This is a genomic window from Arthrobacter sp. lap29, from assembly GCF_032458965.1.
Lineage (GTDB): Bacteria > Actinomycetota > Actinomycetes > Actinomycetales > Micrococcaceae > Specibacter > Specibacter psychrochitiniphilus.
In genome coordinates this window covers 166,865-179,466 of sequence record NZ_JAUCEK010000006.1, presented here as the reverse complement: position 1 = coordinate 179,466, position 12,602 = coordinate 166,865, and the positions used below count along the sequence as shown (strand labels likewise).

The window sequence follows — 12,602 nt, the reverse complement described above, 5'->3', positions numbered from 1 at the left end:
GATACCGTGGATGAAACGTACCTTTTACCGTCTGAGGAGCCCTCCATGACAGCAGTCCCATCACTTCTTGTCAGCGGCTATACCGAGGCAGGCTCCGGAACAGGACCGGGGATTGCTCGCTATGAGCTGCTGGCCGACGGTGTTGTGGGGGAGCGTCAGGCGGAAGCAGTAGCTGTGACAAACCCATCCTTCATGGCGCGCTCCGTCATGACCCACTCCGTCGTGGACCAGTCTGTCGTGGGCCACTCCGTGATGGGCAACGGCAAAGGCATGGTGATCGCTGTTGAGGAACTGCCACATGGCAACGTCGTGGCCCTGGACATGCAGACCTTGGAAGTTTTGGGCAGGGCTTCCAGCGGTGGCGCCGATAGCTGCCACGTAGCCATCGTTGACGATGCTGCATGGATAGCGAACTACTCATCAGGAACTGCCGCCGTGGTGCCCCTTGCCGGCCTGTTGGATGGAACAGCGGCCGAAGTTCCAGAACTCCTTTCCCACCCCGGCAGGGGTCCGGTGTCCGGGCGGCAGGGAGAATCGCACGCCCACCAGGTTACAGCCACTGCATGGGGAACCGTCTTGGTAAGTGATCTTGGTGCCGACAGGGTGGATGAATATTCGGCCAGTTCCCGGGTGCGGATAGTATCTGCTGAACTTCCGCCGGGCACGGGACCACGCCATGTTGCGCTCCGGGGGGACTATCTGCTGGTTGCCGGTGAGTTGGACGGGCACCTTCACGTGTTGCAGCGGGCCCTTCTCGCACGCTCTGGTGATGCGCCTGTGCCAACGGCGGAGCAGGGCGAGGATGGGCATTCTTGGCGCTGGCTGTTCAGGGTGCCACTGGCCGAATCGGCCGCAGAGATTGCGGCTTCCACGGAGTTTTTCCCGTCCCACATTGAGCTCTCAGCCGATGGTAAGTTGCTCTATGCCGCGGTACGGGGACCCAACACAATAGTGGTGTTGGACGTGACTGGCCTGCCGGCCAACCCGGACATAAGGAGCATTGCAAGGCCTCCTGAGTTCCTGCGCCAAGTCTCCAGCGGAGGCAGATGGCCACGGCACTTCGCTGTGGTGAGAGCCGGCCAAGGTAATCACAAGCTCTATGTGGCCAACCAGCATTCCGACCAGATAGCCGTCTTTGTCCTTGACGAGCGAGGTCTTCCAGAGGCGGGTCCGGTGCAGATGGTGAACTTTGCCAGCCCCGCCTGCGTTGTGCCGGTTGTGCCGATCCTCTAAGCGATGGTGCCGATCCTCTAAATTCCAGACTCGCCGCGGGTGGGGCTAGGCATCATTGCTTCGAGGAGTTCTGCTGCGCGTTAGCGAGTGGGCGATGATCTTTTTGAGCCATGTTGGATAGTGCGGCACAGGGGGATCGTTGTTCAGGGGTGGCTGATAGGTGCCGCTGGGCATGATCCAGCCAATTCTGCCGTCCGGGTTCACTTTGGGTGTCCAGCCACGCACTTTCAAGCCGTTCCTCTCGGGCTCATTGATGGAGCGCCGGCGCCCATGCCGGTCTTTGTCATCCTTAAGATGCTTCATGATGTGGTGGCGTTTGCAGGCCGGGCGTACATTGGCCAGGGTGGAGGCTCCTCCGAATTCAAAGGCCCGTAGATGGTCCAACTCGGTGTCCATGACGGGGTTGGGGCAGTTTGGTATGTAACAGCCGCCTGCCAGGGCCTGGAGAACCACCTTTTCTGCGGCTCTTAGGGTGTATCGCTGTGGTTCCAGCGGCAGCGGTGCTCCCGTAATGGGATCGGTCAAAACTCGCAGGAACGTTGAGGCGTTTTTTAGTAGTTTTCTGGCGATCTCTTCTGGAATTGGCCCTCCTTCACGTCCCGCCAGTTCAGCCGGTTCATCCGTGAGGCCCAGCAATCCCAGGAAGGGAACCGTTACCAACACCAGGGCCTCCGGCAGTGGTGGATCAACCAGGCTTCTTGACCGTGCCAGATCATGCAACTGCTGAAGATAAACGGCCTCGTGCTCACGATAAGTGGCCAGAGGGCCCGAAGTGCCAGTTTTCTGCGTATTCGGTTCCTGGGTTGCCGTAGTGCCAACTCCATGGCTACCGGCAGTACTCGGTTCCTGGCTAGAGCCGGTGTTAGCCCGGCGGGTACCTGGCGCGCCCGCAGTATCCGCGGTACCCGCCGCACCCGGAGTCCCCGCGGTACCTGCCGCGCCCGGAGTCCCCGCTGCACCTACAGTGGCTGTGTTGGTTGTGGTGTTGTTGCTGGGTAGCTCTTGGCCGAGTAAGAGAAGGGTGGCAACATCGGCCCTGAGCTGCTCGAGGGTTCTATATTCCCGGCAATCCTGGCCGGTCCCGGGTTGGTTTGTCCCTGGTTGGTTTGTCCCTGGTTGGTTTGTCCCGGGTTGGGTGGTTCCGGTTTGGTTTGTTCCGGTGTTGCCGGCGGTGGCTTGGTCCGCGACCCGTTGTGCTGCTGCGGCGTCGGACTTGATGGTGCGGGCCAGACTGGTGCAGCGCGTGTAAATGGCGCTGGCACTAATGGTTGGCAGGTGGAGGGTCAGCCAGGACATGCCGTCCTTGCCGGCATCACATTTGATATTGCGCTTGGCAAAGGCTTCTTTGGTACGGGTGCTGATGGTTTCCGGATGCATCTTTTCCCTGGCCCTTCGGGCCTTACCAAGGAAAGATGCCGCCGTGGTGTTTTCGGAGAGCACCAGCAGCCGGGCCTCTAGCATGGCCTTATCCTCGGCTGTGGTGCTGGCTGTTTCTTGAAGAGTCAGGATTTCGTCGTTGATGATGGTGGCGTGACGCCACGAGAGGATTCCGGCTTCCAGAGCCTCCAGTACCTCTGGATGCTCCTGTACCAAGACCGTGCTGTGATGCTCCAAAGCTGCGGCTGTTGGTTCCGGGATCCCCAGCGTCAAAGCCATTTCTGTAGCCGCAGAGGAAGCTGCAACGCCGTTCTGCCACCGATCCAATTGGAGCAGTTGGGCCTCAACGGCTGATGCCCCAGATATCCGCGCTACCAGCCTTGCCTTACATCCGGCAACGGCATCTTCAAGACGCTTGATTAGGCTCAGGGCTTCCATCCCCGAGTTGTAGACGCACTGTGCCACCGACAGCTGCGTTATGGGCAGTGGGAAGGGTACTGGATACTCAGGGCGTCCCTGCAGTCCGTAAAGCTCTGGACTGTCAGACCCAAAGGGTTCAATGGAAGGAAGAGTAATTGCAGCGAGGATCGAGGCCACATCCTGTGTGGCTTCAGCGCCCCGGTCCCCGGGGAAGTCCTCCCGAATACTCATATCTTCAGGATAAGTCCAAAGTAATCAAAACGCAATAGTTACCCGAAGAAAAATTCTATAAATATTTCTCCAAGGAAGGAGGTCAAGCGCACAACGCCACACTGAAAAGGGCTGATGGGGCACGTGAAGAGGCGCCGAGAGTCTGGCCCCGGGCACCCAGCCAAGCACCCGCTCCAGCCAGACCCCGCTCCAGCCAGACCCCCGCTCCAGCTGAGGGCCGCCGTCGTCCATCAGGGCAGCGCAAACCAAGGGGGATGTGTGGCGCAGTGAGCAAAATTGCTCCCAACCGGGCCCCCACCGGTAATGTGGAGCGCGGGACGGACCGCACCCAGCGGCCTCGTAAGTATTAGGAGTAATAAGTGGCGCCTCAGTCCAAGCTAGACCAGGTTATTTCACTCGCGAAACGTCGCGGCTTTGTTTTTCAGGCCGGTGAGATTTACGGCGGTTCGCGGTCGGCCTGGGATTATGGCCCTCTCGGCGTTGAGCTGAAGGAAAACATCAAGCGTGAATGGTGGCAGTCGTTTGTGCGCGGCCGCGAGGACATGGTGGGACTGGATTCCTCCATCATCTTGCCCAAGGCCGTGTGGGAAGCCTCCGGGCATGTTGCCACGTTCACAGACCCCCTCGTTGAATGCACCCAGTGCCACAAGCGTCACCGTCAGGACCACCTCATCGAGGCGTTCGCGGCGAAGAAGAAGCGCCAGCCCGAAAACGGGATGGAAGAGATTGTGTGCCCGGATTGCGGCACCAAGGGCCAGTTCACCGAACCGCAGCTGTTCTCCGGCCTGATGAAGACGTTCCTGGGGCCCGTGGAGAGCGACGCCGGCATGGCCTACATGCGCCCGGAAACCGCCCAGGGCATCTTTGTGAACTTCAACAACGTGCTGACCACCAGCCGCAAGAAGCCCCCGTTCGGCATTGGCCAGATCGGCAAGGCGTTCCGCAACGAGATCACGCCCGGAAACTTCATTTTCCGCACGCGAGAGTTCGAACAGATGGAAATTGAGTTCTTTGTGCCCGGCGAAGACGCCGATAAGTGGTTCAAGGAATGGGTTGAGCTGTGCTGGGACTGGTTCATCGATTTGGGCATCGACCCGGAGAACATGCGCCGCTTTGACGTGCCCGACGACGAGCGCGCCCACTACTCCGCCGGCACCATCGACTTTGAGTACAACTTCGGCTTCCAAGGTTCCAAGTGGGGTGAGCTCATGGGCGTTGCCAACCGCACCGACTATGACTTGGGCTCACACACCAAGGGCTCCGGCACGGATCTGAGCTACTTCAACCAGGCCACGGGCGAGCGCTTCACCCCCTACGTAATCGAGCCCTCCTTCGGCCTGACCCGCTCCATGATGGCGTTCCTGGTGGATGCCTACGTGGAGGACGAGGCCCCCAACGCCAAGGGTGGCGTGGACAAGCGCACCGTGCTGAAGCTGGACCCGCGCTTGGCCCCCGTCAAGGCCGCTGTCCTGCCGCTCTCCCGCAACGAGGAGCTTTCACCGAAGGCCAAGGAACTCGCCAACACGCTGCGCAAGCACTGGAACATCGAGTTCGACGACGCCGGCGCCATCGGCCGCCGTTACCGCCGCCAGGACGAGATCGGCACCCCGTTCTGCATCACTGTTGACTTCGAGACCCTCGAGGACAACGCCGTGACCATCCGTGAGCGCGACACCATGAGCCAGGAGCGAGTACCCCTGGACCAGGTCCAGGCATACCTGGCAACACGCCTCCTGGGTGCCTAAGCATGGCTGAACTAAGTTACCGGCCGTGGCAAGACGGCGATGACCTGACCCTTCTGGAGATCTGGGGAGACGCCGATTCCGCCCCAGCCGGTGCGTTCCGTGCCGCGCTGGTACCGGCGCAGGATGCCAATCCGTGGCGGCGCACCATCGTTGCTACGGACCAGGGCATTCCGGTCGCGGCCGCGGTGGTCTATTCCACCAAGCTGCACCCCTCACGCCTCTGGGCTTATGTTGAGGTTGCCAAGGATCACCGGCGCGCAGGCGTTGGCGCCACCTTGGTCACCATGTTGCGCCGCGAAGCTGACGGCGCACTTGCCGCAGGTTTGGTAAGCACGACGGCGTTGCGCACCAAGGTTGCCCCCGGCACCTCGGGCGCGGCGTTTGCCGAGGCGATGGGGCTGGCTATTTTGCAGCGGAACAGGGTTGTTGAGGTGGGCCCCGGCGCACTGAAGCTGCCCATGTTCGGGGAGGGTACCGAGGAAGAAGCCGGGGCCCGGGTACAGGATCTGGCCACCGGCTCGGTGGAACTGACTGAGGTAGTGGGCCGTTACTACGAGGCCGTGAACCAGTGGGATCCCACAGGTCCGCTGAGCCCCGGACTGGTTCAGCGCATGTTCCTTGATGACCTCACCGGCGCCCACGGCGCCTTGGTTCTGCGGGCCGAGCCTGCCAGTGCCTTCGGTGCGGCCGTTGCCCCAAGCAAAAAAGGCAAGATCCAGGCGTTTGCGCTGAGCTACTCGCAGGGGCACATTGAGACCACTGAGGAAGTTGCTGCTACGGCCTCCGAGGTGTTCCTCGGCGTGGAGCCAACGCTGGGACACGATGAGGCTGTGCAGTCGGCGTACGATCTGCTGGCGCTGATCACACACCAGTACCCGGTGCTGCTGGAACTGGACGATTCCATGGAAGCTCTCTGTGCCGTGGTCAACCCCATGATTTCCGTGGGTGCGGCCAAGGTGCGCGGCACCGAAACCCTGGTTCTCGGGGAGTAACCAAAGCGCGGGCTGGCTAAGGAGGCGGAGCTGGACTCCCGGAGCGGGGATGGATTTTCAAGGTCGCTTAGCGACCGCGGAAATCTTGCTGCCCGCGAGGGAGCCCAGCTCCGCCTCTGTACTTTCTCTGTGCTTTCTCAGCACCGCATGTATGAACCACCGCACTCAACCACAAGGACTTTCATAGCCCATGGGCCATTCACATTCGCACGCTGATGAATCGGCTCTGAGCCGGCCGGAGCTCCGCCGCCGCAAAGCCATGCGCCGCAGGGCTGTGGTGCTGCTGAGCTGGATCTTGGTGCCACTGGCCATCCTGACCATTATTGCCATGGCCTTGATGTGGCCCAGCACTGAAGGCTCTCCCGCAGCGGCTGGCAATCCTTATGCCGCAGCGCCAGGGGCCAGTATTGATTCTGGAACTGTGCAGCGCACGGTCACGGAGGATTGCTCACTCAGTGCAGGTGGCAGCCTAGGCAGTAGCTGCTTCATCGCCTTCACCGCCGCTGACGGGCTGGCTGAAGTTCCCGTGCTCATCAGCCCTGACATTGTGCAATCCCGTGGCGTCCACGTGGGTGACTCCATCAGATATTTGAATCTCTCCGGCCTGGCGGCTGTTACGGGTGTTGAACAAAACGGCCCCGCCTACGTCTTCATGGATTTTGTCCGGACTTTCCCCATTGGTTTACTGGCGGTGTTGTATGCCGTGGTGGTGGTAGCGGTAGCCCGCTGGCGAGGACTGCGAGCCATCGTGGGCTTGATAGGAGCGTTCGGGGTGCTGGCCTGGTTCATCCTGCCAGCACTCGCCCAGGGCCAGCCGCCGCTGCTGGTGGCCCTCACTGGCTCCAGCGCCATCATGTTCGGTGTCCTGTACTTTGCCCACGGCTTCTCCGCCCGCACCTCAACGGCGCTTCTGGGAACCCTCTTCGGGTTGGGTGTCACGGCAGGTTTGGCAGCTTGGGCGGTGGACGCCGCCGCCCTGACCGGCACCTCGGGAGAATACGGCTACCAGCTTCTGAACATGACCCAGGGCATGTCCTTATCCGGCATGATCCTCTGTGGTCTGGTGATCTCCGGATTGGGAGTACTCAATGATGTCACCATCACCCAGTCCTCCGCCGTTTGGGAGCTCTACGAGCTGGCCCCAGAGACCAGTACCCGGGAGTTGTTCACCTCTGCCATGAGAATTGGCCGCGACCACATTGCCTCCACGGTCTACACCATTGCCTTCGCCTACGCAGGCAGTGCCCTGCCGGTGCTCTTAATGGTTTCACTCTTTGACCAAGAGCTCCTGCTCGCGTTGACTGGAGTGGAACTGGCTGAGGAGATTGTACGGATTCTGGTGGGCTCCATTGGTCTGGTTCTAGCCATCCCTGTCACCACTTTGGTGGCGGTGGCTGTTGTTAAAGCGACAGGCCGCGTCCGGGCCGTGCAGCTATCAACGGATGTTGTGCATGGTGAAGCGCCGGGCAGCAAAGTTTTGGACAACGCCTAGTGTGAACAGCCCTCCCAAGGCTGCGTTGCGCAATTGCAAGAACTGCGCCGGGGACTTCCGCCCCAGCATCATGTTCAGCTGGGCTTGGTGTGCTGCAGTGCGGGCCGCGCCCATCCTGACCCGCTCAAATTCCGCCAGCCGTCTGCCCGTTTTCTCACCCCGCAGGGCAGCGACGATGATGGGGGCCACGGCGGCGGCATCCAACCACCCCAGATTCATGCCCTGACCGCCAATGGGACTGATCTCGTGGGCAGCATCTCCGACCAGCACCACCCTGCCCTGGACCATGCGCCGGGCCAGCCGGGTACGGACCTCAAAAGCGCTGAGCATACTGTTCGCCCCGGGATCAAGTTCCACCCCCGTGCGCTGACGAACAAGTTGTGCAAGGTCTGCTGCGTCCGCGTCCGTGAGCAGCGAATCCGTGTGGACAACCCAGCGGCGCAAGCGGCCCGGCAAGGGAAACGATTCCAGAATGCCTTCTGGCTCCAGAAACAACACTGCAGTGTTTCCATCGTCTCCGGTGTCGGGAAAATCGCCCATCAAATACGTGTCAGGATAGTTGCGCCCGCTGGTAGGAATGCCCAGTAGCCGGCGTACAGCGGAACGTGCACCGTCAGCACCCACCACCAGCCGGCCCTGAACATGCTCCTGAACCGGGGCGTCCACAACAGCGCAGTCTCGAACAGAAGCGTCCACAACACTAGAGGCGACCACGCCGGAGAGCGTGAGGAAGGTGCCGCCGTCGTGGATGGACTGCACACAGAAACCACGCACCACGGCGTTCGGGTCCAGCTCTGCGAGCCGCTGGGCCAGCAGGGCCTCTGTGCGTACCTGCTTGAGGGTCAGAACAAAGGGGCGTTCCGGTGCGCCCCGTGCGAAGTCTATGGAACCCACGTCACGGCCGCCGCTGCGGGCCACACCGCTGGGGATGCGCAGGCCTTCTGCCAGCAGGGGCGCCTCCACCTTGGCCAGTGCCAGAGCCGCCAGCGCGGGCGGGTGAATGCCGATGGCGCGCGAATCGCTGCGTGGTGAGGAACGTTGTTCCAGGATGCGCACCGAGAGCCCCTCCTGCAGTAGCAGCGTGGCAAGGAACAATCCCACCGGTCCGGCGCCCACAATGACGACGTCGAACATGCTCGTGTGGGGCTGATGGGATTGGGAGGACTGGGCAGGCTTGGAAGACTGGGCAGGCTTGGCAGGCTGGTGGGGCTGATTTGGCTGGGCAGTATGGGCAGTCTGGGCAGGCGCTGGCTGTTTGGCGTCAGACATGCTGTGGCCCAGGGGTGGAGCGCAGTAGATTGCGCCAAGGCCGCGCTGATTGTACCCACCAGCCAGGTGGCAGCTGGGTCCGCAATTCGGCTGCGGTGTAGCTGCGTCGAATGGAGATTAAGCCATCGTGGCGGATAAACGAGCCCGGAAAGAACGGCCAGGTCGCCACGGAAAACACGGCGTAGGCCAGCGGGCTGCGGGCAATGTCGCTATGCACCACCAGCTGCTGAGCCATGGCTGCGGAGTCTGTCAGAAGGTCTGTGAGCTCGGCTGCGGATAAGTGGTGGAGCATGTGGTTGGAAATGACAACGTCATACACGGCACCCTCCGTGACCAGGGCACTGCTGTGGGCCTGGCGAAACTCCACGCCGGGATGCGCCGAATGAGCGCGGGAATAACCAATCGCTCGCGGATCGGGATCGATCGCGGTGATCTGTAGTGAGAGCCCATCCCGTGCTGCCCAGCGGGCCAAGGCTGCGGGAATGTCCCCGCCTCCGCAGCCTATATCCAGCAGCGTGGTGGTGTGCGTGGTTGACAGCAACGGCCTAATGAGCTGTTTGTAGACGCTGCGCCAGCGTGAAACAACGGCGTTAATGAGGGGGAATTGAGCGTAGGTGCGGGCTAGTTTGGTGGGCTCACAATCCGGATTGTCCATTTCCTCCCGTGCCTGCTGATCCCTGACGGCCAAGAACCGGGGGCTGGCTAAAGGCTGGCCAGATGGCTGTTCAGATGGCTGTTCAGGGTGTGCCGGTTCTGGCGTGGGTTCTGGTGCCCGTTCAGGCATGGCCGGCCGTTACGAGTTCCCCAGTCTCGGTGGGGGGAGAGGATGGCGAGCCCACTTTCGTGAAGAGTGCCGATTCCACCGTCAGGCCGGGGCCAAAAGCCATGGCGCAGATATCCTCCCGTGCGGACTGCTGGGGAAGTTCCAGAATGTGCTTGAGCACAAACATCACTGTTGCGCTGCTCATATTGCCAAAGTTGCGCAGCGTTTCACGGGCCGGGACCAATTGCTCCTCGCTAAGTGCCAACTTGCTTTGGACCTTGTCCAAGATACTGCGGCCCCCGGGGTGGATGGCCCAGTGCTTGATGTCGCTATAGGGCAGCCCTTGCAAGGGGGAGGAAGCCAGAAGTGGTTCCAGGGCACCCACAATGTGTTCATCAATGATTTTCGGAACATAGCTATCAAGCACCATTTCAAAACCATGATCACCAATATTCCATGCCATGGAATCCTCACCCACAGGGGTCAACACAGTTTCAAAGTGATCAAGTTCTAAGAAGGTGCCGGTGGTTTCAAGCTCCCTGGCCGTGACTACTGCCGCTGCTGCACCGTCGGCAAAGAGAGAGGAGCCCATGATGGTGTCAGGGTTGTTGGAGGTACGCACGTGAAGGGAACAGAGTTCCACGGAGACCACCAGCACCACAGCCTGCGGATCGGCGTCGCAAAATGCTTTGGCTGCCCGCAGTGCAGGAAACGCGGCGTAGCAGCCCATGAAACCTAGGTGGTAGCGCTGCACCGAAGGTGCCAGCCCCAACGCCCGGACAATCTTGTAATCGGGGCCGGGGTTGAAGAATCCGGTGCAGGAAACAGTCACAACGTGGGTGATATCCTCGGCCGTGAGGCCCTCTGCTGCGGCGAGAGCCTTGGCAGCGCACTCGATGAACAAGGCTGATGCTTCGCTGGCGAACAGATCGTTACGTTCTTTGGTGGTGGGATTGAGAAGGAGTCCGGAGGCGCCGTCGTAAAAGGTTGGATCCGGGCCGGCGAAGTCAAGGCTCATCTCCGCAACGGCCGTATGCCGGGTGTCAATGGCGGCTCCGTCAAAGCAGGTACGTACCAAACGCTGTCCCAAGCGTGTCAGTCCGGGCTGCGCTGCAAAGACATCGCGTGCCACGGGCTGGATGAGAATGGTGGGGGGAACTGCAGTTTCTAAAGACCTCACTGTGACCGTCATAGTCCATTCTTAGATGCCCCGGGAGCAGAACACAATGGGTCACCCATACGGGAGTGTGTGATTCGTGGTTCCGTCCGCTCGTGGCCTAGGATGAAATGAGGGCCAATTCCTTTGCAGTACAGGGGATTGATGCCACTTAATACGCCCGGGATGGGCCTTGAAATGTTGGAGGTGAGCCGCACGCATGGACGACGGACCTAGTCGATCTACCTCACCGCGCGAGCCTCGCCTGCGCCATCGGAGAACACGCTAACTTTCATTCCCAAGACGCGCACTGCGCCGCGAGCCCCGAACTCTTGAGCCAGGGGTGCTTTCTTGGATGAGTTGTCCCGCCGAAAGACGGGAATCCAGTGGTTCCCGGTCGCCGTCGTTGGTTGCGCGGTTGCGGTTTAGCGCATCACGCCCACAACAATTTCTGCACACACCTGCGGCCAGCACTGCAGGGCGTTCCCGTGTGCACCCACCGGAGGGACCCGGAGAATGATCAAGTACCCCATCCAGACCTTTGAGAACAGCGCCGAGCTTTTGATGAAGGCATTGAACGATCACGATCTGTCCGCTATTTCGCAGGCATTACGGCCGCTAAACAACAGCGAAATTTTGGAACAGCTGGAACGGCTCAACACCATTGAGCGGGCGGTGGCCTACAGGACGCTGCCAAAGGACCGTGCCATTGAGGTCTTTGAACGCCTGGATGCGGCGCTGCAGGCAGATCTTGTCTCAGGGCTGCAGGAAGCCGATGTTGCCGAGGTCTTCGCCCAGCTGAGTCCCGATGACAGGGTGGCACTGCTGGATGAGCTGCCGGCGTCCGTGGCCAACCGCCTGATCTCCGGCCTTGATGAGAAAGAGCGGGCGCTGACCAGCACTGTGCTCGGGTACCCGCAAGGCGCCGTGGGCCGCTACATGAGCCCCGAGTTTGTCACCACTCACCCGCACCTGAGCATGGCCGAGACCTTCGCCAGGGTTCGGACACACTTGGACGACGCCGAGAGCGTCTACACTCTTCCCGTCACCGATTCAGGGCGCCACCTGGTGGGTGTTATCTCCTTGCGTGATGTGTTGAGGGCCGACGACGACGCACTGGTGGCAGAGATCATGAAGGCGCCGCTGAGCTTTCCCGCCACCGAGGATGTGGAAGAAGCCGCCCGCTACTGTGCCGATGCCAAGGTTCTGGTGTTGCCTATTGTCGACGCCGAGGAGCGGCTGGTCGGTATCCTCACAGTGGATGATGCGCTGCAGATTCTCGAGGACGCAGAAACAGAAGACGCTGCCCGATCCGGTGGAACCGAACCATTGCGCCGTCCATACCTGGCCACGCCGGTGGGAACCATCGTCCGTGCCCGGGTGGTGTGGCTGCTGGTACTGGCACTGGGCGCCACGCTCACCGTCCAAGTCATTGGCGCCTTTGAGGCAACCTTGGAACAACAAGTGGTGCTCTCACTGTTTATCCCGCTGCTGATAGGCACGGGGGGCAATACCGGCAATCAGGCGGCCACCACTATCACCCGGGCCTTGGCGTTGGGCGATGTGCGCCCGCGTGACTTCGTGAAGGTCTTTGCCCGTGAAGTCAGGGTTGGCGCGTTCCTCGGTCTGCTGCTGGGTTCCTTGGGGTTCGTGATTGCCTCACTGGTATTCACTGTGCCGATTGGCTGGGTCATTGGCCTGACCCTCTTGGGAGTGTGCACCATGGCGGCGAGCATTGGCGGGCTCATGCCGCTGCTGGGCAAGGCCGTGCGTGCGGACCCGGCAGTATTCTCCAACCCGTTCATATCAACCTTCGTGGATGCAACGGGCCTGATCATTTACTTCCTGATCGCCACCAGCATCCTGGGGCTCTGATCCGCTGATCCTTTGGGCTGCTGGGCCGCTGGGCCGAGGGCAGACATGC

Annotated in this window: 9 protein-coding genes; 5 read left to right on the top strand and 4 right to left on the bottom strand. The window is 61.1% G+C overall.

Going from position 1 to position 12,602, the window contains the following annotated elements:
- The first annotated feature begins 45 nt into the window (after positions 1-45).
- Positions 46-1,233: a beta-propeller fold lactonase family protein gene (locus RY113_RS12175; RefSeq protein WP_315914766.1), complete on the top strand. Its 1,188-nt coding sequence runs from the start codon at positions 46-48 to the stop codon at positions 1,231-1,233.
- Between the two features lie 45 nt (positions 1,234-1,278).
- Here the strand turns inward: RY113_RS12175 and RY113_RS12170 are convergent, their stop codons facing one another.
- The gene (locus RY113_RS12170) at positions 1,279-3,261 is read right to left on the bottom strand and encodes a DUF222 domain-containing protein (RefSeq protein WP_315914765.1); all 1,983 of its coding nucleotides are present in this window, start codon (positions 3,259-3,261) and stop codon (positions 1,279-1,281) included.
- A 359-nt stretch (positions 3,262-3,620) separates the two neighbouring features.
- Here RY113_RS12170 and RY113_RS12165 point away from each other — a divergent pair, with 359 nt between their 5' ends.
- The 3 genes from RY113_RS12165 to RY113_RS12155 all read left to right on the top strand — a co-directional run bounded on the left by RY113_RS12165 (position 3,621) and on the right by RY113_RS12155 (position 7,490).
- Positions 3,621-5,006 carry a glycine--tRNA ligase gene (locus RY113_RS12165; protein WP_110104440.1) on the top strand — a complete coding sequence of 462 codons (1,386 nt, stop codon included), beginning with the start codon at positions 3,621-3,623 and terminating at the stop codon, positions 5,004-5,006.
- Between the two features lie 2 nt (positions 5,007-5,008).
- On the top strand, positions 5,009-5,998 hold the full coding sequence (locus tag RY113_RS12160) for a GNAT family N-acetyltransferase (protein ID WP_315914764.1): 990 nt from the start codon (positions 5,009-5,011) through the stop codon (positions 5,996-5,998).
- A gap of 190 nt (positions 5,999-6,188) precedes the next feature.
- The gene (locus tag RY113_RS12155; RefSeq protein WP_315914763.1) at positions 6,189-7,490 is read left to right on the top strand and encodes a YibE/F family protein; all 1,302 of its coding nucleotides are present in this window, start codon (positions 6,189-6,191) and stop codon (positions 7,488-7,490) included.
- Here RY113_RS12155 and RY113_RS12150 read toward each other — a convergent pair.
- The 3 genes from RY113_RS12150 to RY113_RS12140 form a co-directional block, all read right to left on the bottom strand.
- Entirely contained in the window at positions 7,434-8,759 is a 1,326-nt protein-coding gene (locus tag RY113_RS12150) for an NAD(P)/FAD-dependent oxidoreductase (protein ID WP_315914762.1), read from the bottom strand. The two genes, RY113_RS12155 and RY113_RS12150, sit on opposite strands and share 57 nt — an antisense overlap.
- Positions 8,752-9,447 carry a class I SAM-dependent methyltransferase gene (locus tag RY113_RS12145; protein WP_315914832.1) on the bottom strand — a complete coding sequence of 232 codons (696 nt, stop codon included), beginning with the start codon at positions 9,445-9,447 and terminating at the stop codon, positions 8,752-8,754. Before RY113_RS12145 ends, RY113_RS12150 begins: the two co-directional genes overlap by 8 nt.
- 88 nt (positions 9,448-9,535) lie before the next feature.
- Positions 9,536-10,714: a type III polyketide synthase gene (locus RY113_RS12140; protein ID WP_110104436.1), complete on the bottom strand. Its 1,179-nt coding sequence runs from the start codon at positions 10,712-10,714 to the stop codon at positions 9,536-9,538.
- A 480-nt stretch (positions 10,715-11,194) separates the two neighbouring features.
- Here RY113_RS12140 and mgtE point away from each other — a divergent pair, with 480 nt between their 5' ends.
- The gene (gene mgtE, locus RY113_RS12135; RefSeq protein ID WP_315914761.1) at positions 11,195-12,553 is read left to right on the top strand and encodes a magnesium transporter; all 1,359 of its coding nucleotides are present in this window, start codon (positions 11,195-11,197) and stop codon (positions 12,551-12,553) included.
- Positions 12,554-12,602 lie beyond the last annotated feature (49 nt).

Bases quoted from the DNA above. Each gene is read 5' to 3' on its own strand.
- RY113_RS12155 (WP_315914763.1), top strand. From the start codon at position 6,189: ATGGGCCATTCACATTCGCACGCTGATGAATCGGCTCTGAGCCGGCCG.
- RY113_RS12170 (WP_315914765.1), bottom strand. From the start codon at position 3,261: ATGAGTATTCGGGAGGACTTCCCCGGGGACCGGGGCGCTGAAGCCACA.
- mgtE (WP_315914761.1), top strand. From the start codon at position 11,195: ATGATCAAGTACCCCATCCAGACCTTTGAGAACAGCGCCGAGCTTTTG.
- RY113_RS12140 (WP_110104436.1), bottom strand. From the start codon at position 10,714: ATGACGGTCACAGTGAGGTCTTTAGAAACTGCAGTTCCCCCCACCATT.
- RY113_RS12150 (WP_315914762.1), bottom strand. From the start codon at position 8,759: ATGTCTGACGCCAAACAGCCAGCGCCTGCCCAGACTGCCCATACTGCC.
- RY113_RS12175 (WP_315914766.1), top strand. From the start codon at position 46: ATGACAGCAGTCCCATCACTTCTTGTCAGCGGCTATACCGAGGCAGGC.
- RY113_RS12160 (WP_315914764.1), top strand. From the start codon at position 5,009: ATGGCTGAACTAAGTTACCGGCCGTGGCAAGACGGCGATGACCTGACC.